Here is a 25,229-nt window from a genome sequence, read left to right as displayed (position 1 = left end):
TTCCCAGGGTGTGTAGGGGCGGGTTTCACGACTATCTTTTCGGTTGTACCCAGATGTGGCTAAACCCGCCCCGAATAAGGATGCGGGAGCTTTTTTTGCACGGGGGAGACCCAAGGATGCAGGATCTTTTGTTACAGGGGGGAAGCCAGAAGATGCAGGAGCTGTTATTCCCATTATTTTTCAATTAATTCGGGTAAGGTTGGTGGCAAGTCAGTGTTAGGAATGACGGGTTTAATTGTTGGGTTTGGCGAGGGAATTGGGGTTTCCTCTTCCGATGAAAGAGGTTCCGGAGGTAACGATTTATCGGGAGTTACCGATTTTTCTGTCGCCTCTTCTGGGGCGGTTTGGGTTGTCTGTGGGTTCGATTCTGTGTCCTCTGGAACCACCTGGGATGGCGGTGAGGGAGTTTTGAGTTTTGGAGTTACAGGTTTTGTATCCGCTTGAGGTTCCTCTGAGGATGTTTGGGTTTTATCGAGGGATGTGGATACTTCCGTTTCTAACTGCGATTCGGTTTCCTCAGTCATAATATCCGATGCTTTATCAGGAGTTGTCTGGGGTGGAGTTACAGGTTCTTTATCTGCTTGCGGTTTCTCTGAGGATGTTTGGGTTTTACCCAGGGGTGTAGATGCTTCGGGTTCTGGCTGGGATTCGGTTTCCTCAGTAACGATATCCGATGCTTCATCAGGAGTTGTCTGGGGTGGAGTGAAAAGTTCTGTCTCCGCTTGCGGTTCTGGCGGCGACTCCGTTTCCTCTGGCAAAACTTCAGGTTCAGGTGACGGTGTTTCTAGTTCTTCTGGTTGTTCAGTGGATGGGGTAGGAGATACTGTGGGTTTTTGGAATCGTTCCCTGATGTTTTGATAGAAGCGATTCAGAAAGCCACGGGCTGGGGATTTTTCTGTCGGTTTGGCTTCAGGAGTTTCCAAGTCTGTAGCTGAGGGGACGGTTTCATCTGGCGTAGCGGGTTCTACGGCTGTGGGAGATTCTTCCCCTGTCTTGGGTTCAGGTACTGGTATTTCTTCAACAGGTGTTTCGGATTCAGGGGCGGGAATTTCTTGGGGTATCTCTGGTTCAGCCGTTGGTTTTTCTTCAACAGGAGTGGGAGACACTAAAGGTATTGGTGTTGGCTCTACCGTTGGCGGTGGAGTGGGTGCAGGTGTAGGTGTGGGTGTTGGTGTGGCTTGAACTTTATAGTTGGGATCGATAATGCTACGGGCGACTTCAGCAGAAAGCTCGTTCCGCATTAATTGGGATAGGGTATCATTGCCCCCTGGCTGGTAACTAATTAGCCGCGCTGTGTTGTTGTAAGCGTTTTTAACTGGATTTCCTTGATCATCCAGAAACTCTAACTGCACCCAGTTTTTACCGGGTTTAAAGCCGTTGAGATAAACGGAGTGCCAACGATCTAGGGTAAAACTTTCACCATTGATGGTGACGCGAATTTGCCAATCTACTATCTCGTCTTCTGGGTTTTCCTGGGCGACGAGGTGGAGTGGAGCATTAGTCACATAGAAGTCGAGCAGGATAGGCTCAGCACCATAGCTACCTTTGGGACGGCTATAGGTTAATAGAGGAAGGTTAGACGCCGGATTATTATCGTCAGTTTTGGTAAATAGGTGAAATGTGGTCTGAGCATAAGCGCCTTCATTTTTAAAGCTTTCATGCCAAGGACGAGCCGCAAAAACTCTCAGAGTATGGGTTCCGGGGGATAAGTCCTCAAAGACAAAGGGTTTTTCTATGTCGTAAACCGGAATATAGGGCTGATTGTCAAGAATCAGATGCAGATGAGAACCCATGTCTAATTCCGGGTTTTTGAACAGGGGCAAGTCTTGCACCTGCAATTGTACGGAGACGGTGGTGTCTTGAAGAATTTGATCCGGAGTGGGACTCAGGATGGTGACTTGAGGTTGATAGGTTTCTAGGCGGCGATTCAGTTGCTGAATGACTGGGGGCGGTGCGACTTCTGATAGTCGTACCACTGGCTCGATTGGCGATGGGGCTTCATCTTCAAGTGGTTGTAACGTCTGTGCGCTTCCGCCACATGCCACGAGTCCCGCTATAAGCACCACCACCAGCAAGACTGAACAAATTGCCCTCACTGTTTTCCACCAGAGATTCCTAGCCAACACACCATCTCCTCAACTAATTCTGCTCATTAGGAACTATAGCGAACAATGGCTCATCCTCTACTGATACTGATGGATGAGGCAGATGGGGAACAAAGGGGCGCAGGTGCAGGGGAAATAGATTTCTGAATCAACAAATGACGTAGCTTGCTTCTTGTCGGGAAGCGAGTATGACGAATGACGGACGAATCTGAGATTAAATCCCTCAATTGTTGAGTTTTGTAAAATTTACCGACCACACCCTTGACTTTTTGGGGAGTTTACTTACAGCAAAACCCAAAGTAGACCTTGATTTGCTGAAATTTGAATTTTTGTTAAGTGCAGCCCAAGACTTCCTCCAGCAAGACCTATCATCAACAAAAGAGTATCCCCTGAATTTCAAAGGGGATATCGTTTTTCCAGGAAAGTTACGCACAAAAGCGGTGCTTTCCGCTAAATTGATAAAAAAGCAAACTTCCTTTGGGATATTTCTTGTTCCTTGTATATAGAGGAGACTCCTGATGACAATCAGCCCTCCTGAGCGGGACACGAAGGCAAAGGTAACGGTTGATAAAGATCCAGTTCCTACTTCATTTGAGAAGTGGTCTAAACCTGGTCATTTTGACCGTACCCTAGCCAAGGGACCAAAAACCACTACGTGGATTTGGAACTTACACGCGAACGCTCATGATTTCGATAGTCATACCAGTGACCTAGAAGATGTATCGCGCAAAATTTTTAGCGCTCACTTCGGTCACTTAGCGGTTATTTTTGTCTGGTTGAGCGGCATGTATTTCCATGGCGCTCGGTTTTCCAACTACGAAGCTTGGCTTACTGATCCGATCAATATCAAGCCAAGTGCTCAAGTGGTATGGCCCATTGTGGGTCAAGACATTTTAAATGCGGATGTCGGTGGCGGCTTCCACGGCATTCAAATCACGTCAGGATTCTTCCAAATCTGGCGTGCATCTGGAATCACAAATGAATTCCAACTCTACTGCACCGCTATTGGTGGTCTAGTCATGGCAGCCCTGATGCTGTTTGCTGGCTGGTTCCACTACCACAAGCGGGCGCCTAAGTTGGAATGGTTTCAGAATGTAGAGTCCATGATGAACCACCACTTAGCTGGATTGTTAGGTTGTGGCGCATTAGGTTGGGCGGGTCACCAGATACACGTCTCTTTGCCGATCAACAAGCTACTCGATGCTGGGGTTGCTCCTAAAGATATTCCCCTGCCTCACGAGTTCATCCTGAACAAGAGCTTGATGGCAGAGTTATATCCCAGTTTCGAGCAAGGGTTGAAGCCGTTCTTCACCCTGAACTGGGGGGTATACTCGGACTTCCTAACCTTTAAAGGTGGCTTAAACCCAACGACGGGTGGCTTGTGGCTCTCAGATACCGCGCATCACCACTTAGCGATCGCGGTTCTGTTCATCATCGCCGGTCACATGTACCGGACGAACTGGGGCATCGGTCACACCATGAAGCAAATTCTAGAGAACCACAAAGGTCCATTCACTGGTGAAGGACACAAAGGTCTCTACGAAAACCTGACTCGGTCGTGGCACGCCCAACTAGCCATTAACTTGGCAATGCTGGGTTCGCTGACCATTATCGTGGCTCACCACATGTACGCGATGCCTCCGTATCCGTACTTAGCCACAGACTATGGTACACAGTTGTCCATCTTTACCCACCACATGTGGATTGGGGCATTCTGTATCGTTGGCGGTGCGGCTCATGCGGGGATTTTCATGGTGCGGGACTACGACCCAGTAGTTAACCAGAATAACCTTCTGGATCGGGTGCTCCGTCACCGGGATGCAATTATATCTCACCTCAACTGGGTGTGTATTTTCTTGGGCTTCCACAGCTTCGGTCTGTACGTTCACAACGACACGATGCGGGCTTTTGGTCGTCCTCAAGATATGTTCTCCGATACGGGAATCCAGTTGCAACCGATATTTGCCCAGTGGGTACAAAATATCCATACCCTAGCGCCTGGAGGAACTGCACCTAATGCGCTAGAACCCGTTAGCTATGCCTTTGGTGGCGGGATTGTCGCAGTGGGTGGCAAAGTGGCAATGATGCCAATTGCGCTGGGAACGGCGGACTTCATGATCCACCATATTCACGCTTTCCAGATTCATGTCACCGCACTGATTCTGCTCAAAGGTGTGCTATATGCCCGGAACTCTCGTTTGATTCCTGACAAATCTGCACTCGGCTTCCGCTTCCCCTGCGATGGTCCAGGTCGGGGTGGTACTTGCCAAGTATCGGCTTGGGATCACGTCTTCCTTGGTCTGTTCTGGATGTATAACTGCATCTCGATTGTAATTTTCCACTTTAGCTGGAAGATGCAATCTGATGTGTGGGGAACAGTCGCACCAGATGGTACCGTGTCTCATATCACGGGCGGTAACTTTGCCGCTGGCGCAATTACGATTAACGGTTGGTTGCGTGACTTCCTCTGGGCGCAAGCCTCTCAGGTGATCAACTCCTACGGCACAGCGTTGTCAGCTTATGGCATCCTGTTCTTAGGCGCTCACTTTGTTTGGGCATTCAGCTTGATGTTCCTGTTCAGTGGTCGCGGCTACTGGCAAGAGCTGATCGAATCCATCGTTTGGGCGCATAATAAACTAAAAGTGGCTCCAGCTATTCAGCCTCGCGCTCTGAGCATTATTCAGGGTCGGGCTGTGGGGGTAGCTCACTACCTCCTAGGAGGAATTGTCACCACTTGGGCATTCTTCCTGGCGCGAATCCTAGCAGTCGGATGACGGCTGTTTGAATCCAAAGCACTATAAAGCAAGACACAATGTCTTGCCTGTCTAGACCCTATCCCAAACTGGAACTTCGGTTCCAGGGGGTCACAAAAGACAGAAAACGAGCAGCAAAAGCATAAGTCTCTGTAGGATTTCCTAAAGAAAGACAGATGGCAACAAAATTTCCGAAATTTAGCCAGGATCTCGCTCAAGATCCGACTACACGTCGAATCTGGTACGGAATTGCCACCGCCCATGACTTTGAGAGCCATGATGGCATGACGGAGGAAAATCTTTATCAGAAGATTTTCGCCTCTCACTTCGGTCATCTTGCAATCATTTTCCTGTGGACTTCTGGCAGTCTGTTCCACGTCGCCTGGCAAGGCAACTTTGAACAGTGGATTAAAGATCCACTCAACGTCCGTCCGATCGCTCACGCGATTTGGGACCCTCAATTCGGTCAACCGGCTGTAGATGCGTTTACTCAAGCCGGTGCGTCTAACCCTGTTAATATTGCTTACTCTGGGGTGTACCACTGGTGGTACACAGTGGGGATGCGGACAAATGGGGATCTGTATCAAGGGGCATTATTCCTCTTGGTGCTATCTGCCGTCTTCCTGTTTGCAGGTTGGCTGCACTTACAACCCAAGTTCCGTCCTAGCTTGGCTTGGTTTAAAAATGCTGAGTCTCGCCTAAACCACCACTTAGCGGGTTTGTTTGGGGTGAGTTCCTTAGCATGGACAGGTCACCTGGTTCACGTTGCGATTCCCGAAGCTCGGGGACAGCATGTTGGCTGGGATAACTTCCTGTCCGTCAAGCCACACCCAGCGGGTTTAGGTCCGTTTTTCACGGGGAACTGGGGCGTTTATGCCCAGAATCCAGATACGGCAAACCATATTTTTGGTACCTCTGAAGGCGCCGGATCTGCGATTCTCACCTTCTTAGGTGGGTTCCACCCCCAGACCGAATCCCTGTGGCTGACCGATATTGCTCACCACCACCTAGCGATCGCTGTCTTGTTTATCATTGCAGGTCACATGTACCGGACGAACTTCGGTATTGGACACAGCATGAAAGACATCTTGGCAACGCACAATCCCCCACCGGGAACCCCGTTTGGTGGCATGTTGGGTGAAGGTCACAAAGGAATCTACGACACCTATAACAACTCGCTGCACTTCCAGTTAGGCTGGCACTTGGCTTGCTTAGGGGTAGTGACCTCGCTGGTGGCGCAACACATGTATTCGCTGCCGCCTTATGCCTTCATGGCGCGGGATTATACCACTCAGGCGGCGTTGTATACTCACCACCAATATATTGCTGGCTTCTTGATGGTTGGAGCCTTCGCCCACGGAGCAATCTTCCTGGTGCGAGACTACGACCCCGAAGCGAATAAGAACAATGTGTTGGCACGGGTATTGGCTCACAAGGAAGCAATCATCTCTCACTTGAGCTGGGTTTCCTTGTTCCTCGGATTCCACACCTTGGGTCTGTATGTTCACAACGATGTGGTTGTGGCATTTGGGACTCCTGAGAAGCAAATTCTGATTGAACCAGTTTTTGCACAATGGATTCAGGCGGCTCACGGGAAGCTGCTTTATGGATTTGATACGCTGCTATCTAATCCTGATAGCATTGCGACTACAGCGTGGCCCAACTACGGGAACGTTTGGTTACCCGGTTGGTTAGATGCGATTAACGATGGTACGAACTCCCTGTTCCTGACCATTGGTCCTGGAGACTTCTTAGTTCACCACGCGATCGCACTCGGTCTGCATACCACCACTTTGATTTTGGTCAAAGGTGCGTTGGATGCCCGTGGTTCTAAGCTGATGCCGGATAAAAAAGACTTCGGCTACGCCTTCCCCTGCGACGGTCCCGGTCGTGGCGGCACTTGCGATATCTCCGCTTGGGACTCTTTCTATCTAGCGATGTTCTGGATGCTCAACACCATTGGTTGGGTGACCTTCTACTGGCACTGGAAGCATCTGGGAATATGGCAAGGCAACGTAGCCACATTTAATCAGAACTCAACCTATCTGATGGGTTGGCTACGTGACTACCTCTGGCTGAACTCCTCTCAGCTAATTAACGGGTACAACCCGTATGGCACGAATAACCTGTCGGTTTGGGCTTGGATGTTCCTCTTAGGACACCTGATCTGGGCGACTGGTTTCATGTTCCTGATTAGCTGGCGTGGTTACTGGCAAGAACTGATTGAAACATTGGTTTGGGCGCACGAGCGCACGCCTCTGGCGAACCTGGTTCGTTGGAAGGATAAGCCAGTTGCTATGTCCATCGTTCAAGGTCGTGTGGTTGGTTTAGCTCACTTTACTGTGGGGTATATATTGACCTACGCGGCGTTTGTGATTGCCTCGACTGCGGGTAAGTTCGGTTAGCGAACTGAAGCCTTGTAGGTAATTAAATAAATCCCCTGCCTTCGGGTGGGGGATTTTTCCAGTTGGGGATTTTGTAGAATTGCATTGGACTGGTGCGTAAAAATATTTGTTTAAAAAAGAAGTGAATTTCAATAAAGCAAAGTATATGAAAATTATTAATAAAGATATTTTTTATGTTACCTCAGGTATCATTCCTCATCCAGTGGGTTGTCGAGGAATAATCAAAAATGAATTATCTGTTAAAATTTGTAGAAAATGGTCTATAGTCTATGAAAAGTACATTAAGTATATAGACTATTGGCAGCCAGGAATGATTCAGCCTGTTCAAGTTGATGAGAAGCTGTGGATTTGCAATTTGTGTAGACAAAAAGAATTGAGCATAGACTGTGAATCTGTAGGTAATGCGTTCACAAAGCTCAACCGATGGGCATCTGAACATGACTTGCAAATTTATATTCCCTACAGAATAGGGGATAGTAATTATGAATGGGTAGATTATGCCAAAATAATCAGGTCTAAATGTCCAGATTCAGTGATTTGCTACCCAAAATTATTTTTAAATCAGAGTTTGGATACTAATTATCAAGATATTTTAGAAAGCTTAATACCTGATCAAAACAATATAAGTATATCCACTATTTTAAAAATACTCAAACGAAAAATAAACGCCTTACCAACTCGACGCATTAGGGATAGTAATAAATCATTATTTTCTTCTTATACAGTTAGTAATACTCAATATATATATCTAGTTAGTTTAGATGGACTAATTCAGACAATTAATGTTTTTTTTAATGCCCTAAAAAAATTAGAAGAGAACCCAGAAATAAAAGTTTTATATCAAAATTTAATAGAGCTTAAATATGAATTTACTGAAATAATAAAAAGTCTTCCAATAAAAAAATTTAGTGATGGAGATCGCTGGGATCGTATAGCTCTTGGAGAGCTAATCGAATTTGAATATGATTGTGTTGATTTAGAAGATGTAAATAATGTGATAGAGCAATTACTAAAATCTATTTAGGACTTGCTCAATCGCGTCTACTCCTCCAAAATTTCAACCACATCCTCAATCATCACATCAAAGGTTCGAGCCAACTTATAAATCGCGGTAAAGTCTACCATTGACAACTCGGAACGGCGAGCATAGCTTTTGACTGTGTTGTACATCACGCCAGAACGATCAGCAACCTCCTTGAGCGTCCAGCCTTTCTCCGCCGCCAGTTCTCGAATTTTCAGCCTGACTAAACCCATACTTGACTATCGGTGCAATTGCACCTTATGATAATTCTGATATATAAAGCGATCGCTTTCCCAGTCTGACAAACCTAAGAGCGATCAAAATGCCTATCCTTGAGGCATCAACAATCAATTATAAAAGGTAATGGGATGAGTAACTTAATCACAATTGGAACGCAACCCAAAACGTTAACCTTCGAGCAATTCCTGGAATGGTATCCAGAGGACGGACGATACGAACTTATTGATGGGAAAATTTTTGAGATGCAGCCAACAGGTCAGCATGAAGATGTTACTGAATTTCTAGTCGAGAACCTCACAACTGTGAGTCGGAAACTACAACGGCGTTATCGTTTTCCTCGACGCGCTTTAGTCAAAGCACCCAGTTGGGAAACTGGATATCTTCCAGATGTTATCGTGGTTAACCGCGATGCCCTCCAGACTGAACCGTTGTGGGAAAAAGCGGCAACGATTCAAAACGGAAAATCTATTCCTTTGGTCGTGGAAGTGGTCAGTACCAACTGGGAAAACGATTACGCCCGAAAGTTGGAAGATTATGAGACAATGGGTATCCCTGAATATTGGATTGTTGATTATTTAGGACTAGGAGGTCGGCGCTATATTGGATCCCCGAAACGACCAACGCTTAGTGTTTACCAACTCGTTGATGGTGAGTACCAGGTAAGCCAGTTTAGGGAAAGGGAGCGTATTGAATCCCTAATATTTCCGGAGTTGGACTTAACGGCTGACCAGATTTTTCAGGCTGGGGAATAAACCAAAAACTTAGTGCTGACGGACAAATCATCATAATAAATGTGCGATGAGGTAATTGTGCGATCTCATGTAGATGAGGATGCTCCCACTAGAGGCTTGCCATAAAGCTTACCACTATTTCCCATGCGATCGCGTTTCCTGATGCTTCGGTAAATTCCAGAGTATTCCTCGCCTCATCATCACCCAGCTATGACCACAGTAATGATTAGCCTCTAAGATAAGAGATAATCACTGCTCCTTTAGCTAAAAGTTTATGTTACGTGATCTCACTATACAAAACTATCGCTGCTTCAAGAACTTTCATATCGATGGGTTAGCACAGGTTAATTTACTCGTGGGTATGAATAATTGTGGGAAAACTACATTACTGGAAGCGGTGTATCTATTCGTTAATCAAGGCAATCCTCAGTGTTTAGGATATTTACTGTATAACCGAGGTGAACTGGTTGATCGCTCCAGTTTTAGTCTGCCCGGTGAACCCCCGCGCCCTTTGTCTTACTATCAAATTAGCCATCTATTTTACGGTCATGCACCGAGCTTAAATTCAACAATCCGTTTTAGTTCAACCCAAGATAATAATTTACCAGTTGAAATCATTAGACAAAAAGCAGAGAACCCTAAAAATATAACTCCCTTTGAGTTGGTTGTTCGATTAAACTCAAAAGAGGTAACATATAATGTTCCTGTATATTCGGATGATTTAATCGAATATAGATTACTGACATTTCCTGGATTTCCCAATCAATATTATGGTTCATCGAAGCTAGAAGACAAATTCATAAATAAAACTTGGTTTATTCCAACTAATAATTTAAACAATCAGAATATATCTGATATGTGGAATGATATTACTCTCACACCAAAAGAAGATCAGGTAATAAACGCCTTAAAAATATTAGATGAAAACATAGAGCGAATTAGTTTTACAAACAAACCCAACTTCAACAGTGGCATTTTGTGTAAGCGTAGTAAAGAAGAATACCCAATTCCTCTCAGTAGCATGGGGGAAGGAATGCGACGCATTTTAAACTTAGCCATGGCAGCAGTGACAGTTGAGAATGGTGTCTTGCTGATAGACGAAATTGAAACGGGTCTATATTATGAAGCTCAAACTGATATGTGGAGATTTATACTAGAAGTAGCCCATGAATTAAACATACAAGTTTTTGCGACAACTCATAGTTGGGACTGTATCTGTGCGTTTCAAGAAGCTTTGGATGAATTAGATGATCCATCAATGGGCAAATTATTTCGATTGAGTCGTAAGGGTGAAGATATACGTCCGGTTGAATACGATTCTGAAAAGTTGGGTGTTGCTGTGCGTCAAAGTATTGAGGTGCGCTGATGCCCAAAAAAACAAAACCTCATCAGCTATTGGTTGAAGGAAAAAATGATCGCCATGTGATTTGGGCTTTGTGTAATCAATATCAGTTGCCAGAAACATTTTCTGTAGAAGTAGCGGAAGAAAAAGGGACAGAGGGGATAGAGGCACTTTTAGCTGGATTACCAGCTAGAATTGATGAACCCAAATTACAAACATTAGGAATTGTTGTTGATGCTGATCAAGATTTACTGGCACGATGGCAAGCTGTACGAAATCGACTTCTCAACAGTGGATATCAGACGATTCCGACAGTACCTCCCCCAAATGGCGGGGTGTATACACAACCAGACAAACCCAAAATAGGCATTTGGTTAATGCCTGATAATCAACTTCCTGGAATGTTGGAAGATTTTGTTGCCCATCTAATTCCTTCTGATGATAGTTTGCGTCCAAAAGCCGAGGCGATTTTGCAAGAGATTGAACAGTTAAAATTGAATCGTTACACGCCAATTCATCATCCCAAAGCCTTAATTCATACGTGGTTAGCTTGGCAGGAAACACCGGGAATGCCAATGGGACAAGCCATTACCGCACAGGTACTGAGTTATAATGCTGAAATCGCGACAAAGTTTGTTGAATGGTTAAAACGTCTATTTGAGTTAGCGGATACTTCAGAATGAATGTGGCAAATTAAGCGTTAATGACGAATGAAAAATGTCACGCATTCTTGACATTTTGTTCTGTCTCTTCTTCTGATTCATCTCTGACTTGGAAATACCAGTAGAGGTTGGCAACGGCTAAGTTTGAGGCTTTTTCCAGGTTTGCCGGGACTAAGGTTTTGTAACCCGCGATCGCAGCTTGCTGAGTGATGTACGTTTCCCACTCTCGACGTAACTTAGGTTTGATCATAAATTGCAGTTGGTTAAGCAAAGATTCGGGATGAGATTTTTGCTTTAAGTTCTCATAGAGTAGTTGTTCGGGGGGTTCTGCTAAAACGTTTAAATCTGCACTGGCGTCTGGGGTAGCTGTGGCGTCTGAGTTGCTGAAGTCGGCACTTTGAAGCAGTTTAACTTCGGATGGAGGAAGCGATTGCATCCAATCGACCTGATTTTGCCAAGACTCCAGTACGACTAAATCATGGTCATGAATTCGGGTGAGTTCAGGGAAGAGAAAATCTAACTCGTCTTCGGTATCACAGCGTTCAATTACAGTGAGGGCATCTTGACGGATTTTATCCTGGAGATGAGATAGGCGATCGCTGACGGCGGCTAACTCATTTTGCTGTTGATAAGAGAGTGCGATCGTCTGATCAATTGCCCAAGCACATTCGTGTCTTCGCAGTTGTCCGGCTGCACAGGTTTCGGATAATAGGCGAGGATTGTTATAGTCGCCTAATGCTTCTGATAATGTCTGCCGTGCATTGGCTAAGTCAGCGTTTCTGATACTTGTATCTTGGCAGGACATAGCAGTTTTCATCAGCCTGGTTGCTTCTAGAAACCGTCCATAAGCCTGAATTAAGACTAAACGATGCTGTTCAAATTTAATATCCTGGGCAACTTCGTCAATGTGTTGGATTATTTCTGTCCCTTGGTCTTTTAGAGCTTTTTTGAGGTCAATAAAGCCGTCTCGAACATCAAGCTTTAGTTGTTTTACGTCTTGCCTCAGTTTCAAAGTCTGCCACAGGTTCACGGCTGACAGTGCCACCGTCGCTACAGTTCCCACACCAATCACGGCTGTCGTAGCTTGCAGAACTCCCAAACTAGCTTGGACAGCTTGAAATCCTCGGTGCATTTGATACATCTGTCCTGCACTCATTGCCATCTGGGGAACAGCAACTAGCGGATTCAACGCAGCACCACTATTATTCAGGAGACTGACTGCATGACCAACAAACTGACCTGTTGCTGCATCTCTAGCTAAACCTATGGGTACTCCTGCGGATGTAAAGACTTGGGCGTACTTGCCAGCAGCAAGACCAGCCTGAATTACCGGGGGAAATTGAAACAGCATTGTTTTGCCTGAGTGGAAGTTCTTTTCTTAGAGCTTAACCTGTCGTATTAAGAAAAATCACTATGTTTATCGAAACTTTAAACACTTGGAGAGAAAACTAGGCAATACTAGAGTTAAGCCGATTCGCTCACAAAGATTATGGATACAGCGCTAGTTAGTCCGGAGGCGGTTGCTCTATTGTCGCGGATTACTGGGCAAAAGCTCAGTCAACGGCAACTCACTCCTCCCGTAATCTTCTTGGCAGCTTTGGTAACGGTTCTGCTGGGAGTGATGTTTGCCGATGGTACAGTTACTGATGAAGAGAAGCAACAGCTACAGGCGATCCTTGACAATTTAACTCCTTCAGAAAGCAAACTGCGTAAATTGGCACAACTCCTACTCAAGGGAGTTAAACAGCATCAGGTTTATAAAAAATTAGATCAATTGACGACACTGACAATCCCGCTTTCAGAAGCAGAAAAGCTATTAGTCATTAGCTTTGGCTATAAAATGTTAGCCAATACTAGAGGTATAAACTCTCGTGAAACAAGCTACTTGCAATCTCTCACCAACCAGCTAGGGGTTAATTCTAAATATTTAGCCGTTCTTGAAGCTGGATTCAGTGGACAAGAAAATATTAATCTAGAAGCCTTACAACAATTTCACTCTTTCCTCAACCCAGCTAGCTTTCAATCAATTGACCCCTTATTTGTTAATGCTGCTAGCTATATCCTAACCGAGTTACCTGCTATACCCCCGTCCCTCGGCAACCAGACAGTTAACAGTTATTCCCTGGAACTGCAACAATCTGCTACTAAAATCAAGGAATCCATTCAAGTCTGTTTAAATGAGCTGGATCAAGCTGAGACTGTTTGGAATACCAAGCCAAAAATTATTGAGGTGGCAAAGCAGGAAATTTTGGAACAGCTTGGGGAGTGTAGTGGGCGTGACATCAGAATCCGTCGTCTAGGAGAGCAGCGCAAGTTACAGGTGGCAGAGCAAGCTAAAAAATCTTGGGAAGAACGAATTGAACGCTTGAGAAAAAAATGGTTTATAGACGCTAAAGAGAAGCAGAAAAAATCAATTGGTTGGGGAGATAAAGATTATTTTATTAAGGATATAAAACAAGAAGTTGACCAATACAATCACCATATTGAGTCTCTAATCAAGGAAAAAATACTTCCAATTTACGAAGAATTTGATACTATTAACGTAGAATTGATTCAGCGATGTATAAATCTTATAAAACAACAAAAACAAATAAATTTGAGTACACAATTTAACTTTAATCTTGAAAAGACTAAAGTTAAATTCAGTAATCCGACAGCGCATTTGCCTAACAATACAAAAAATTTTAAAACTTCTATTAAGCCTGCTTTAGATGCTTTGGTAAATAAGGGTTGGGGTGATATTTCTTGGGAAGAGGTTATTAAGTTCAAAAATGAAAGTATTTCAATAGTCAATGATCTAGTTACTGCAATTTTTGATGATAGGGTTAAATTAGCGACTCAAGCTGTTACAGAAGCTATCTCAGTCTATGACGACTTTTTAGAGCGACAAGAGAGATATAAACAGGAGACACCAGAACAACGTGAGGCTGAAAAAGCTTGGATTGCCCAGAAACGTCAGGAACTTGAGCAGCTACAGAAAGATATCGATGCAATTCCCTCTATCAGTTTGAAAAATTTAGAAAATAATCATGATCTTGCCACAGAGTAAACCACAATATAGCATTCTCTCATTTTCTGATTTCCAAAAATACAAGGAAAAATTATCTGATGATATTTGCAGCCAATTGGATGAGATATTCAAGGATTGTCATCAACGAAATCATAATTTTTATCCTCTGCGATCAGAGATATTTCAATTACGGCAAAAATTACAATCTCAGCAATTCCGATTATCAATAGTCGGAGAGTTCAGTCGAGGAAAATCAACTCTAATCAATGCTTTAGTGGGTGAACAAATACAACCTGTTCGGGCAATTGCTTGTAGTGGAGCAATTACCGTATTGAAACATGGCTCGAAGAAGCGAATTGTATGCCATTATAAAAATGGACAAAAGAAAGAAGTATCTTTTGAAGAGTATCAAAGTTTAGCGACTCTTTCAAAAGAAGCAGCACGTAAACATCGAAGCGATGAACTAGCTCGTTCTCAGATCGAAGAAATAATCTTTGAACATCCCAATTTAGAGTTCTGCCAAAATGGTGTGGAAATTGTCGATTCTCCAGGCTTAAACGAACACCCAGAGCGTGCAGCCATTACTCAAAAATTACTGAAAAACACTGATGCAGTAATTTTTCTGACGTTTGCCTCAGCTCTCTTGTCTGAGACAGAACGCCAATTAATCGATGAGTTAAAGGAGCAACTTTCTGGAGGTAGCAAGCAAGAGCCTGCTAGGAATTTATTTATAGTAGTCAACAAAATGGATGAACTGGATTCTGATGAGGATCGGCAGGATGTAAAGGATTCGGTAGAAGAATTTGCTTATGGTGAATATCCCGTGTTGGCTGGGCAAAACCGCATTCATTTCATCTCAGCGAAAGCAGCACTAGAAGCTAAGTGTAACAATAATCAGAATGACTATATTGATAGCTTTGAGGAATTTACTAAATCCCTTGAAATTTTTTTAACTACTGAACGTGGTAATACTGAGCTAAATAAAGCTGTAGTTAAGCTGGGGAAAATGATTCAAAATGGGTTGTTTTTTTGGGAAGAATATGAAGTAAGCTTAAATCAAGAGATAAAAGAGGCTGAGACAAAAAAACAAGCTTTAATCGAGCAAATTGGTGAGTTGAGCGGACAAAGCGTCAGACTTGAGATTTTGATAAAAAAATGGATAACCGAGCTAGAAGTACCTTTAATAAATCAGCTAAAGAGTTCTTGGAATAAATGGATTCGTTTATCCTTATTTGATGATTTAAAGGAAAAGTCTAAGAAATGGGAATCTGACGGTGACGTAGTTTGGAAGCAAGAGGAAGTAGTTGAAGACTATACTGACAAATTTAAAGATAATTTAATAAATGCAATTATTGAGTGGGGTCAGCAAAACAAAAATAGCATAGATTTTAATCTTAAAAGTTTAGATGCTCGAATATTAAATGTATTAAAATCATTAGGCAATTCAAAACTATCTAGTATTAACCCTGAAAAGGTATTTCTTCAGCAACTTCCTTACGAATTTAAATTTAAGGTGGATAAAAAAGAAGGGTATGGCGATTTTTTACCCTGGATAGGTACTCTGTTTTTTGTTGGGCTTCTTTTTGGAAGTGATGATTCTATCCGGAATCAGATAAGAGAAGAAGTAATTCAAAAAGGTTTAGAGCAATTTCATAAAATTCAATCTACAATTTTTAATAAACTTCATGAAACTGTTACCATAACTTTTGAAACCCGAATTGAAGGAGTCAAAGAAATTATGACTCAAGCAATCGATAGTGTGCAAGCAGACTTAGATAACCAAGATAAAGAATACAAAGAAATACTTCGATCCTGTGAAGCTGAAAAAGCATGGATCTACCAGAAGCGTCAGGAACTTGAACAGGTACAGAATAATATTGATGCAATTATCCAGGATAAAAAGACCATTGAATATGAACACTAAACTCGTTGATTCTCTAATCCAAGTTATCCTATCTATCTCGAAAGAGGAGCGTAATTTACTTGAGGAAAAGCTGTTTTTTGAATCCTCAAGTCCTTCAACGGGTGACTTAATTCAAATGGCTCAAAAGGGTGGCTCCTTTAACTTCCTGTACGATGAACCCGATTTGTATAATCAAGGGAGATGGGGAACCCATATAATGTCTGTCAAAAAAGGAGATGTTGTTTGAGGACTGCTATTATTGTTAACACCATTTATTGAGCGTTGGCGAGCAGCCATCATTATGAGCAAAGCCAGGATTCTTGACCCATCCGAGAGCTATACCTTCAGTAAATATGCCCAATTAGCCTACGATAGCGCCGATATCCTAGCTGAATTCGGTGTTACCCTCAAAAATAGCTCGCTCCAACTTCCACAGCAGTTACCAATCGATCTACAACCACTAAGAACAGAACTGCAAGAAAATCTCACTTTGGTAGATCCTGTTTCCGAGATGGCTAGACGTAAAGCAATGATCTTTCCGATTCTCAAGACGATTTGTAAGTTCATTCAAGTACCACTCAAAATTGAATATCCTGTGCGAGTGAACAATTGGCTCAAAGGCAGTTTTGATTATTTCATTCCTACTGAACAAAATTTATTAGTCGTTGAAGCGAAAAATGCCGATTTAGCAAGAGGTTTTACTCAGTTGGCGGTAGAATTGATTGCTCTCGATCAATGGACTGATTCAACAGTTCCTATGCTCTACGGCACTGTAACAACAGGGGATACCTGGAAATTTGGTATTTTTCAGCGTCAAGAAAAAATAGTTCACAAAGATATCAACACATACGCCATTCCTAGCGATCTGAAGTTGGTGCTTTCTGTTCTATTTGGTATAAGTTTGAGTTAGGTGGAGATTGTGCTAGTTTCAGCATATCTTAGTGTTACTGTTTTTCCAATACAGTTAGGGTGACACAAATCGTTACAATAAAGGCAGTGGATTTTCGGAAAACCTATGACGGCAACATTGCTTGCGCCACCGGATGAAATTATTCACCTGTCGGGGATTAGCTGGCAGACTTATGAAACGCTGCTAGAGGAATTGTGCGATCGCCGCCTCCGCCTCACCTATAATCGTGGCAGTCTAGAAATCATGGCTCCTTCTCCAGAACACGAATTAAGTAAAACGGTTATGGGGCGCTTCGTAGAAACTCTAGCTGAAGAGACAAACCTCCCGATTTATCCCCTTGGCTCAACAACCCTCAAACGTCCTGAACTGAGTGGTGCAGAGCCAGATGAATGTTTCTACATTCATCAAATTGGTGCTGTTCGAGGCAAGAAACGGCTTGACCTAACTAAAGATCCAGCCCCCGATTTGGTGATTGAAATTGATGTTACGAGCAGTTCCCAAAATCGTCTTCAGGTTTATGCCGATTTAGGTGTAGCAGAGGTTTGGATTTATAACGGGGTAGCTCTGGTCATTCAAACCCTGCAAAATAGCACTTATATTACCACCAAAACCAGTCAATTTTTCCCCAATTTACCTATTCCAGAAATTGCTGATTTTTTACAACAAGCTCAAACAAAAGATTATTTGGAATTGGTTAGAGCATTTCGGAGTTGGGTAAGACGTAAAATGGCTGAATAATAAAGACTTATCTATGATATACTACTCCTCTAAAATCTCAACCAAATCCTCTACCATCACATCAAAGGTTCGAGCCAACTTGTGAATAGCCGTATAGTCTATCATTGCCAGTCCCGGTGAGCGGGCATAGTGTCTGACTGTGCTGTAGACTAACCCAGAGCGATCAGAGACTTCTTTTATAGTCCATCCTTTTTCTTGTGCAAACTCTCGAATTCGCAACCTGACTAAGCCCATACACTCTTGACAAAAGATAACATTCTATCGTTTAATTGGAGAGTCTTCAGGTAAAAGCGATCGCTCTCCGAGTCTGACAAACGCAAGAGCGATCGCCTCAATGTCCCATTAAATGGGAAGTACTTACTATGTTATCAACACATACCACAAAAACGCCCATCTTTGGAGCGTCAAAACTAAATTACAAATCCTCCACCCATCACCCCCTGGCACGATTCGTCACCGCAGAGACAGTTGCCTTGCTGTTTAACCTCTCTCCCGACGAGATTTATCGTATCGAATGCTGGCAGCATATCGTTTATGTTCACGGCAAAGGTTTGAGCCGATTTGTTAGCTACGCCGACTTCCCGCCAATCCTAGAAGCCGAACCCCCCACGCCTCAAGACATGGTTCGCTGGCGCAAGCGCTGGAAATCCCGAATTGCCCCTGAATTTTGGACAATATTCTATAGATATCAGTTCAACCGAGCCAAAAGTGAGTCGCAATTGCTCGCGTGGGGACAATTTGTTGCCCTTGTTAAAGGGTTGCTATCAACAGCCGCCCTACAACACCTGCGCCAAGCCTATCAGCTAGAACAATATTGGTGGCGTCACTTTTGAGAAAACACTGAATCTGATCGCTCTCCCTCAAAGATACAAAACTTAATTTTAGAGTCACTGAATTGTATCTAATTACATTGCCGTAGACAATTAGGCGTGGTAAAGTTCAATGTGGTGTAAAAGTACAGTAAACCCACCAATTTACCGTAGATTAACTCGGTACAATTAAATCACGGAACTGGAAAAAAAGACAGGACTGGCAGGAAGACTGGGAGTTTAGGGACATGGTAAGTGCGATCGCACAGAAAACTCAACTGGATATAGAGCGGGTCAATGGACAACTCATTGATGCCGATGCCACCTCAATGGTTAAATGGGCAGCCGAAACCTTTGGCGATGGTTTGGTGATGAGTACTAGCTTCGGCATCCAGTCAGCGCTGATGCTGCACCTAGTCACTCGCATCGTGCCTGACATTCCCGTGATTTGGGTTGATACAGGATATCTCCCCCCCAAAACTTATAGATTTGCTCAACAGCTAACTGAACAATTAAATCTCAACCTACAGGTATATCAATCGCCCATTAGTCCAGCCCGTATGGAAGCCCTCTATGGCAGACTCTGGACAAAAGATGATCCCGAAGCGCTGAATCAGTATGACTATATACGTAAAGTCGAACCCATGCAGCGAGCATTACAAGAGTTAAACGCAACAGCATGGCTAGCCGGATTGCGGGCTCAACAGACACATCACCGTCAGACATTGCGTCCAATAAATATCCAGTCTGGGATGTACAAAGTATTACCCATTCTTCACTGGAGTAGCCAAGATGTCCATGACTACATCACGGAACACAATCTTCCCTATCACCCCTTGCGGGAACTTGGCTATGCGACTGTCGGTGATTGGCACTCTAGCCGCCCAGTAACTGCGGAAGATCAGCACGAACGCGATACCCGCTTCCGGGGAATTAAGCAAGAATGTGGTTTACATCTACCACAGACTCAAGGTGAAGCCCAGAGTCTCGATTCCAGTTCGCTTTAAGTTGAGCTTGCTGATAGCCTCGTTCCCAGGCTCAGCCTGGGAATGCTACGGCGGAGGCTCTGCCTCCCGTAGTCGCGTCAGCCGCCAAGAGGACATTTCCAGGATGGATGCTGGAAACGAGAATTGGTAAGATGTGCTGATCCACTAACCTTGAATAAGGGCGGGTTTTGTTGTTCAGTTATTTCCGCAATAGCTGAGTGTAGTTCCTAAACCCGCCCCTACAATTGACAAACGTTCTGCTGAAACATCTCTACTTTTTCCCACCACTAATTGTTGTTACACCAAACAATGCTCTAGGGATTAGTTTGGTTAGATTTTGTTTGATTTTGTAGCCTTGCGGGAAGCCATACCGATACCTGCAAGTGCGATTAAGCCGATGATAGAAGTAGGTTCAGGGACAGACTGAGAGGGATTAACTTGATCTCCTGTGACTAAGATGTTATCAAATGACAGCAGTTCTGTTGATGCCGTAGTGTTAAGCTGCACTTTCACCTGTAATGTACTGCCATTACCGATCAATTCATTCACGGTTTGATTCGTGAAAGCTCCAGACTGGGTAATTAATTCAGCCGCTAGAAACTCGACATCATCCAATAAATATGAAATGATAAAGTAATCTTTTTCACCAATCGGGCTGTTTTCCTCGTGTTCAAAACTGGTATTACTAGCGAAAGCATCCAATGATAAAGCCAGGTTAGTAAATCCAGAAATGCCGAGTTCTGGACTGAGCCACGCTGGAAATAAGGGATCAGGATTGCCCCCAGAGGTACAGTTTACATTAGGACAACCTGCATTTGTATCACGAGCAGTGAAGGCTTCAGCCTCTACTCGGAAGTAATCATTTGAGTCAAACAGAGCCGCATCGTTTAACTCAATTGACCAATCCACGCCTACTACGTCTGTAGCCGCTCCGCCTGTTGCGCCTTTACCGTTTTGACCTGAGAAATCTTCCCCATACAAGGTAACGGCTTGTGCATTGTCAGGAACAACTATTACGCCGAAGACCAAACTTAAACTTGCCAATAACGTTTTGTTCATAATACTCATAACTGTTCTGTTTTCTAGCGTAGAGTTATCAGCTAAGCAAAGCAAGCGGATCAAGTTGGCTTCATCATCTTTTCATATAACCCAAACTGAAATCCGATGAAACCCTTTCCTGAAAGAGTTTCCCAGATGTCCCGTTTTACTGAGGTAGACTGTAAATTGACAGAAACTTTCCTGATCCCATCCTCAAAAAGACGCCATTCCCAGCATCGCCGTAAACGCCCAATAGGAAATCCAGCCACTGACTAGAACCATCACCGGAACAACTAGCGCGGCTGTCTTTTCCGATAAATTCGCGATTTGCGTGCAACCACTATAAAGCGTCAGAACCGTGTAGCAGGCTGTGAATACGGTAATAATCACCATGAGTTGACTAGGCATATAAGAGGAAATACCATTGGCGATCGCTAAAATACTTAATGGTGTTAGTGTCGCCCCAGCTAGGAAACTATCCCCCGCCAAACTACCGGGATGGCGCCGAATTAACCGAGCGATCGCACTCATCGCCGCTAGGATGATAAACGGGATCATCCCCACGCCGATTAAGGGAACCAGGGAGACGGAAACCATATCACGCCAACCCGTATAAATACCCCAGACAAAACAAGCATCAAAAATCACCGCCAATAGTAATCCTACCACCATGGCTCGTTGCGAATCGAGACGGGCAAAACTGGGCAATAGTCCCCCCATGGGATTGAGTAAAAAAGATCGGATTGTAAAAAACGTGTCCCTCAGTAGCCCCATTAGATAACCGAGGGGATTTCGTTTAGTGAAAACTCCCCGTTTTCCTGATGTTTGCTTCAGCGTTCGCAACGTTTCTTGAACTAACTGATATCCCGTTTTATCCCCTTGTTCACCTAATAATTGTGCCGCTTGTTTCAAATCCGCGATCGCGCCTGCAAATTCTTTTAAATCTTTATGGGCTAAACCTCGCTGATAATAAGCTTTAGCATGATTTGGACTATAGGCGATCGCTTGAGTATAAGCATCAATCGCCGCTTGAGTATATCCCAGTCGATAACGCGCTCTCCCCTGGTAGTAATAAGCTGGGGCAAACTGAGGATTAATCCTTAATGCTTGATTACAATCTTGCAGCGTTTCCCTAGCATTACCCAGTTTATAACACCCTGCGCCCCGTTCCACGTAAGCTTCCACAAAGCGAGGATTTAAGGAAATCGCTTGATTACAATCTTCAACCGCCCCCTGATAATTTTTAGCCAACGCCTTACTAACCGCACGCACATAGAAATCTTGAGCCGTCATTGACTCAGTTTTAGGCTGATTTGGCTGAGGTTGAATCTCTTCGTCATACTGACGCCGCTGTACCCCATCCGAAAGCACCTGATACGCCTCACAAATTACTTTAAATCTATCTGTGGCGTCTGGATTATCAGGATGCAAGTCTGGATGGTATCGACGAACGAGACGACGATAAGCTTTTTTGATCTCCTCTAGGGTTGCGGTGGAAGAAACGCCCAGAATTTGATAGTAATTACGAGAATCCTGCATCTGATTTTATAGAGACATGCCATGCTACGTCTGTTATTAAATGGAGTATTCAATAAATACTGTGACTACGACCATCCTTGCCAGTTATTCCTCCAATTTTATAAAATCTTCATTCCAATCCGCCCAATCCCTCTGCGTTCCTCTGCGTAAACCTCTGCGTTCCTCTGCGTTAAAAAAACATCATTCCATAACCGATTTAACCGAAAAGGGCGCAAGGCTTGCGCCCCTACCTTTAGATTTAACTAACAACCCCCGAATGACCCTTAATTTCGCCAATCGGTTCAAACCGTCCCTCTAAATATTTACTGAGAAACTCTTCTGCGATCGCGAAAAAGTGAAGCCGATTCTCTGGACGAGCAAATCCATGTCCTTCGTCCGTGTAAAGGGCGTATTCAACCGGTTTATTTGCCTTTCGCATCGCTTCGACAATTTGTTCACTTTCGGCTTGTTTCACCCGTGGATCATTCGCCCCTTGACCAATCAGTAATGGTTTCTGAATCCGGTCAATAAAAAACAAAGGCGATCGCGCCTTAAGAAACTCCTCCTCAGTCTCCAAATCCCCCAAGCGATGGGCAAACATGGCTTTCATGGGTGCCCAGTAGGGGGGAATACTTTGCATTAAAGTAACCAAGTTACTCGGACCCACAATATCCACCCCTGCTGCAAATACTTCTGGGGTATAGGCTAATCCCACTAATGTGGCATATCCACCATAAGATCCGCCCATAATTGCCACCTTATTCTGATCAGCAATCCCTTGGTCTACAATCCAATTAACGGCATCAATTAAATCATCATGCATTTTTGCCGCCCATTCTCGATTCCCGGCATTTAGGAACGCTTTCCCATAGCCTGTAGATCCTCGGAAATTGACTTGCAGCACCGCATAACCCCGATTTGCCAACCATTGTACCGTTGGACTATAGCCCCAAGTATCTCGCGCCCAAGGTCCACCGTGAACCAAAAGTACAGTGGGTAAATTTTTCGCCTCCACGCCAACGGGTGTGGTGAGATATCCGTGAATAGTTAAGCCATCTCGCGCTTGGTAGGAAATGGGTTCCATTGAGGCGAGTTGCAACGTTTCTAGTTCAGGTTGATTGCTAAACAGCAAGGTGTGAGATTTAGAGTCACGGTTATACACATAGTAATAAACCGGACCATTATCCGTGGCGTAGCCAATTAACCAAGTATCATCAGCTAAGGTGCGATTGGTGATAGCAAATTCACCCTCTCGGATTTGCGCGATCGCGTTAAAATCATCGGCAATACTTTCATCGAGGACTTGCCATTCCACTTTATCCTTGTAGAATGACACTGCCTGAATTCGGCGCTGAGTCGGATGGATAACCACACCGCCGATATCATACTGTTCATCAGCCGCCATTACCGTTTCTTGGCGGGAGGCTAAATCTAAAGCAATTAACCGTTGGGCATTAGCATCGTGTGATCCAGTAATATACAGGGTTTTGCCATCCTGAGAAAAGGTTACGGCAGATCCTTCATCATCGGGTCCCCAGTGGCGTAGTTGTTCCCAGGATTTATCGGAAGTCTCACGAAATAAAAGATCGGAACCGCCATCTGGAGTAGCTGCGATCGCGCCCCGAATCTGGAATTGAGCATCAGCTACCCAACTGACGATATTACCGGGGTTATCGGTATCAAATTCCACTGCCCCATTATTTAGATTAACCCGATACACATCAAATTTTTGGCGATCGTTGAGATTCATTCCCACCAAGATTTGATCGGGAAATTCTGGATCAAGGTCAATGGGTTGGGCTTTCACGCCTTGGAAGGGGGTTAAATCACGCACTAACTTAGATTGGACATTCACCAAGTAGAGGTGAAAGTTTTCGTCGCCGTCTGAATCTTGCAGATAAATAAGCTGGTTAGGATTATATGTCCAGACATAAAGGCGAATCCCCCGCTTTTGATCCGCCGTTAGCTGCTGATCATCATCTTTTCCCACGGTTCGCAACCAGACTTGCAACACATTCTTCTCATCCGGGGCGACATAAGCCAAATACTTCCCATCGGGGGATAGCTGAGGGCGGGTGCGATCGGGGTTCCCGAATAGGGTTTCGCGGGGAATTAAGGGGGGTAGTGCTTGAGATACTGAAGAAGTTGTTGCTGTTACCATCGTAGTTTACAGGTTCAATTGGTTTGGTTGTCTTAAGAGACACTGTAACGAATCTGGCGTGTTAGAAGCTACTTAGGGGTTTGTAGTTGCGCTGTCTTCGCCATAAACTTTGCATCGCCACAACAAACGCTTCAGGAGTGTAAACAAAGGGCGCAAGTCAGTTTAGGGCGCACGTCAGTTTAGGTTTAGGGCGCACGTCGGTGCGCCCCTACGGTTAATCCGAATGGAATTGAAAAGCGTACATTTTTATATCGCCGAAACCATTGATATACCGTAGGGTGGGCATCGCCCACCAACATACCAGTCAGTACCATTCCGGTTAATCAATGTCATCAAACTGTTTGAGAAAGGTTGCTATTTAAAGTTTTATCATTTGCCATTGTCGGGGCGGGTTTAGCCGCTTAATTTTGGTATCTACCAACTGGAGTTTAGACTAAGACAAATTAACCCAGCTAAGTAGTCGGACATACCACCTTCCCACAGCCTAATTTCTCGGTTCGCTATTTTCATTAATTAACAATTATTGAGAATCTGGCTTTTAAGTTTACCTGAGTGTAGAAAAAGCCTTTGACCCATTCGTAACGGGGAGTAATTTGGGGTATACTTAGGGTTGAAATGGGGAGATAATGAGAATTAACCAAAATTCCTCACGTCTCCCCTATCATGAACTATAAACGACTTGCATTATTTCGCCAAGAGGTCTATGAACTAATCAACTTGGCTAAGGATGCAACATTTGAGTTGATGGACGCGGTACTCACAACTCGACATGCCTACAGTTTAGCTGATTTTTCATTAAGCCCGTTTTTTCGGCGTCAATGACCGCGAAAACATGGTCAAAAATTTAAGCTGAATGACCCCTCGACTTGGTGGGAAGCCACTGAAACTATTGAGGTT

General features: G+C 44.1%; 21 protein-coding genes and 1 pseudogene. 15 read left to right on the top strand and 7 right to left on the bottom strand.

Translation table 11 applies throughout. The annotated features are described in order from the left end of the window. Positions 1-173 precede the first annotated feature (173 nt). Positions 174-2,123, bottom strand: coding sequence for a hypothetical protein (locus ACLGGO_RS14365; RefSeq protein ID WP_446419819.1), 1,950 nt, complete (start codon positions 2,121-2,123; stop codon positions 174-176). 212 nt (positions 2,124-2,335) lie between these two features. Between ACLGGO_RS14365 and ACLGGO_RS14360 the strand changes: the two genes are divergently transcribed. The 4 genes from ACLGGO_RS14360 to ACLGGO_RS14345 all read left to right on the top strand — a co-directional run bounded on the left by ACLGGO_RS14360 (position 2,336) and on the right by ACLGGO_RS14345 (position 8,287). Beyond that, positions 2,336-2,611 (top strand): hypothetical protein, encoded by a 276-nt coding sequence (locus tag ACLGGO_RS14360; RefSeq protein WP_446336880.1) that lies wholly within the window; start codon positions 2,336-2,338, stop codon positions 2,609-2,611. 12 nt (positions 2,612-2,623) lie between these two features. Then, positions 2,624-4,879 (top strand): photosystem I core protein PsaA, encoded by a 2,256-nt coding sequence (gene psaA, locus ACLGGO_RS14355; RefSeq protein WP_446336881.1) that lies wholly within the window; start codon positions 2,624-2,626, stop codon positions 4,877-4,879. A gap of 155 nt (positions 4,880-5,034) precedes the next feature. Beyond that, positions 5,035-7,263, top strand: a complete 2,229-nt coding sequence (psaB, locus tag ACLGGO_RS14350) for a photosystem I core protein PsaB (RefSeq protein WP_446336882.1) — start codon at positions 5,035-5,037, stop codon at positions 7,261-7,263. A 145-nt stretch (positions 7,264-7,408) separates the two neighbouring features. Continuing rightward, positions 7,409-8,287, top strand: a complete 879-nt coding sequence (locus tag ACLGGO_RS14345) for a hypothetical protein (protein WP_446419818.1) — start codon at positions 7,409-7,411, stop codon at positions 8,285-8,287. 17 nt (positions 8,288-8,304) lie between these two features. Here the strand turns inward: ACLGGO_RS14345 and ACLGGO_RS14340 are convergent, their stop codons facing one another. Then, on the bottom strand, positions 8,305-8,517 hold the full coding sequence (locus ACLGGO_RS14340) for a helix-turn-helix domain-containing protein (RefSeq protein WP_446342930.1): 213 nt from the start codon (positions 8,515-8,517) through the stop codon (positions 8,305-8,307). Positions 8,518-8,652: 135 nt separating this feature from the next. On the opposite strand from ACLGGO_RS14340, the gene ACLGGO_RS14335 reads away from it, so the two are divergent. The 3 genes from ACLGGO_RS14335 to ACLGGO_RS14325 all read left to right on the top strand — a co-directional run bounded on the left by ACLGGO_RS14335 (position 8,653) and on the right by ACLGGO_RS14325 (position 11,280). Continuing rightward, entirely contained in the window at positions 8,653-9,276 is a 624-nt protein-coding gene (locus tag ACLGGO_RS14335; protein WP_446336884.1) for a Uma2 family endonuclease, read from the top strand. A gap of 253 nt (positions 9,277-9,529) precedes the next feature. Then, complete coding sequence (locus ACLGGO_RS14330; RefSeq protein WP_446419817.1) at positions 9,530-10,621, top strand: AAA family ATPase; 1,092 nt, start codon at positions 9,530-9,532, stop codon at positions 10,619-10,621. Continuing rightward, the gene (locus ACLGGO_RS14325) at positions 10,621-11,280 is read left to right on the top strand and encodes a DUF3226 domain-containing protein (protein WP_446336886.1); all 660 of its coding nucleotides are present in this window, start codon (positions 10,621-10,623) and stop codon (positions 11,278-11,280) included. The genes ACLGGO_RS14330 and ACLGGO_RS14325 overlap by 1 nt, the downstream gene beginning before the upstream one ends. Before the next feature lie 37 nt (positions 11,281-11,317). Here the strand turns inward: ACLGGO_RS14325 and ACLGGO_RS14320 are convergent, their stop codons facing one another. Further along, positions 11,318-12,610, bottom strand: a complete 1,293-nt coding sequence (locus ACLGGO_RS14320) for a hypothetical protein (protein WP_446419816.1) — start codon at positions 12,608-12,610, stop codon at positions 11,318-11,320. 237 nt (positions 12,611-12,847) lie between these two features. On the opposite strand from ACLGGO_RS14320, the gene ACLGGO_RS14315 reads away from it, so the two are divergent. The 5 genes from ACLGGO_RS14315 to ACLGGO_RS14295 all read left to right on the top strand — a co-directional run bounded on the left by ACLGGO_RS14315 (position 12,848) and on the right by ACLGGO_RS14295 (position 17,820). Continuing rightward, a complete protein-coding gene (locus tag ACLGGO_RS14315; protein WP_446419815.1) occupies positions 12,848-14,308 on the top strand; it encodes a hypothetical protein in 1,461 nt (486 codons plus the stop codon). Then, positions 14,289-16,193, top strand: a complete 1,905-nt coding sequence (locus tag ACLGGO_RS14310) for a dynamin family protein (protein WP_446419814.1) — start codon at positions 14,289-14,291, stop codon at positions 16,191-16,193. Before ACLGGO_RS14315 ends, ACLGGO_RS14310 begins: the two co-directional genes overlap by 20 nt. After that, positions 16,183-16,419, top strand: a complete 237-nt coding sequence (locus ACLGGO_RS14305) for a hypothetical protein (RefSeq protein WP_446419813.1) — start codon at positions 16,183-16,185, stop codon at positions 16,417-16,419. Before ACLGGO_RS14310 ends, ACLGGO_RS14305 begins: the two co-directional genes overlap by 11 nt. Before the next feature lie 12 nt (positions 16,420-16,431). Then, positions 16,432-17,082, top strand: a complete 651-nt coding sequence (locus ACLGGO_RS14300) for a hypothetical protein (RefSeq protein WP_446419812.1) — start codon at positions 16,432-16,434, stop codon at positions 17,080-17,082. Between the two features lie 105 nt (positions 17,083-17,187). After that, positions 17,188-17,820 carry a Uma2 family endonuclease gene (locus ACLGGO_RS14295; protein WP_446419811.1) on the top strand — a complete coding sequence of 211 codons (633 nt, stop codon included), beginning with the start codon at positions 17,188-17,190 and terminating at the stop codon, positions 17,818-17,820. Between the two features lie 21 nt (positions 17,821-17,841). On the opposite strand, the gene ACLGGO_RS14290 is transcribed toward ACLGGO_RS14295, so the two are convergent. Then, positions 17,842-18,054, bottom strand: coding sequence for a helix-turn-helix domain-containing protein (locus ACLGGO_RS14290; protein WP_446336892.1), 213 nt, complete (start codon positions 18,052-18,054; stop codon positions 17,842-17,844). Between the two features lie 128 nt (positions 18,055-18,182). Between ACLGGO_RS14290 and ACLGGO_RS14285 the strand changes: the two genes are divergently transcribed. After that, positions 18,183-18,653: a hypothetical protein gene (locus tag ACLGGO_RS14285; protein WP_446419810.1), complete on the top strand. Its 471-nt coding sequence runs from the start codon at positions 18,183-18,185 to the stop codon at positions 18,651-18,653. A gap of 224 nt (positions 18,654-18,877) precedes the next feature. Further along, positions 18,878-19,636, top strand: coding sequence for a phosphoadenylyl-sulfate reductase (locus ACLGGO_RS14280; RefSeq protein WP_446336894.1), 759 nt, complete (start codon positions 18,878-18,880; stop codon positions 19,634-19,636). 309 nt (positions 19,637-19,945) lie between these two features. Here the strand turns inward: ACLGGO_RS14280 and ACLGGO_RS14275 are convergent, their stop codons facing one another. The 3 genes from ACLGGO_RS14275 to ACLGGO_RS14265 form a co-directional block, all read right to left on the bottom strand. Continuing rightward, entirely contained in the window at positions 19,946-20,674 is a 729-nt protein-coding gene (locus tag ACLGGO_RS14275; protein WP_446419809.1) for a PEP-CTERM sorting domain-containing protein, read from the bottom strand. 192 nt (positions 20,675-20,866) lie between these two features. Then, positions 20,867-22,192, bottom strand: a complete 1,326-nt coding sequence (locus ACLGGO_RS14270; protein WP_446419808.1) for a DnaJ domain-containing protein — start codon at positions 22,190-22,192, stop codon at positions 20,867-20,869. Positions 22,193-22,430: 238 nt separating this feature from the next. Then, entirely contained in the window at positions 22,431-24,332 is a 1,902-nt protein-coding gene (locus ACLGGO_RS14265) for a S9 family peptidase (RefSeq protein WP_446419807.1), read from the bottom strand. A 663-nt stretch (positions 24,333-24,995) separates the two neighbouring features. Between ACLGGO_RS14265 and ACLGGO_RS14260 the strand changes: the two are divergent. Then, positions 24,996-25,151 (top strand): annotated as a pseudogene (locus tag ACLGGO_RS14260) (NF041680 family putative transposase); the annotation flags it as partial. Positions 25,152-25,229: the final 78 nt, after the last annotated feature.

This window comes from Coleofasciculus sp., from assembly GCF_046565525.1.
GTDB lineage: Bacteria > Cyanobacteriota > Cyanobacteriia > Cyanobacteriales > Coleofasciculaceae > Coleofasciculus.
The sequence above is the reverse complement of the archived record's forward strand: the minus strand, read 5'-3'. Positions and strand labels throughout refer to the sequence as shown.

Excerpts from the sequence above, each read along its gene's own strand:
- ACLGGO_RS14340 (WP_446342930.1), bottom strand. The coding sequence starts at position 8,517 with ATGGGTTTAGTCAGGCTGAAAATTCGAGAACTGGCGGCGGAGAAAGGC.
- ACLGGO_RS14325 (WP_446336886.1), top strand. The coding sequence starts at position 10,621 with ATGCCCAAAAAAACAAAACCTCATCAGCTATTGGTTGAAGGAAAAAAT.
- ACLGGO_RS14265 (WP_446419807.1), bottom strand. The coding sequence starts at position 24,332 with ATGGTAACAGCAACAACTTCTTCAGTATCTCAAGCACTACCCCCCTTA.
- ACLGGO_RS14330 (WP_446419817.1), top strand. The coding sequence starts at position 9,530 with ATGTTACGTGATCTCACTATACAAAACTATCGCTGCTTCAAGAACTTT.
- psaB (WP_446336882.1), top strand. The coding sequence starts at position 5,035 with ATGGCAACAAAATTTCCGAAATTTAGCCAGGATCTCGCTCAAGATCCG.
- psaA (WP_446336881.1), top strand. The coding sequence starts at position 2,624 with ATGACAATCAGCCCTCCTGAGCGGGACACGAAGGCAAAGGTAACGGTT.
- ACLGGO_RS14270 (WP_446419808.1), bottom strand. The coding sequence starts at position 22,192 with ATGCAGGATTCTCGTAATTACTATCAAATTCTGGGCGTTTCTTCCACC.
- ACLGGO_RS14310 (WP_446419814.1), top strand. The coding sequence starts at position 14,289 with ATGATCTTGCCACAGAGTAAACCACAATATAGCATTCTCTCATTTTCT.
- ACLGGO_RS14285 (WP_446419810.1), top strand. The coding sequence starts at position 18,183 with ATGTTATCAACACATACCACAAAAACGCCCATCTTTGGAGCGTCAAAA.
- ACLGGO_RS14275 (WP_446419809.1), bottom strand. The coding sequence starts at position 20,674 with ATGAACAAAACGTTATTGGCAAGTTTAAGTTTGGTCTTCGGCGTAATA.
- ACLGGO_RS14345 (WP_446419818.1), top strand. The coding sequence starts at position 7,409 with ATGAAAATTATTAATAAAGATATTTTTTATGTTACCTCAGGTATCATT.
- ACLGGO_RS14295 (WP_446419811.1), top strand. The coding sequence starts at position 17,188 with ATGACGGCAACATTGCTTGCGCCACCGGATGAAATTATTCACCTGTCG.
- ACLGGO_RS14335 (WP_446336884.1), top strand. The coding sequence starts at position 8,653 with ATGAGTAACTTAATCACAATTGGAACGCAACCCAAAACGTTAACCTTC.
- ACLGGO_RS14290 (WP_446336892.1), bottom strand. The coding sequence starts at position 18,054 with ATGGGCTTAGTCAGGTTGCGAATTCGAGAGTTTGCACAAGAAAAAGGA.
- ACLGGO_RS14320 (WP_446419816.1), bottom strand. The coding sequence starts at position 12,610 with ATGCTGTTTCAATTTCCCCCGGTAATTCAGGCTGGTCTTGCTGCTGGC.
- ACLGGO_RS14305 (WP_446419813.1), top strand. The coding sequence starts at position 16,183 with ATGAACACTAAACTCGTTGATTCTCTAATCCAAGTTATCCTATCTATC.
- ACLGGO_RS14280 (WP_446336894.1), top strand. The coding sequence starts at position 18,878 with ATGGTAAGTGCGATCGCACAGAAAACTCAACTGGATATAGAGCGGGTC.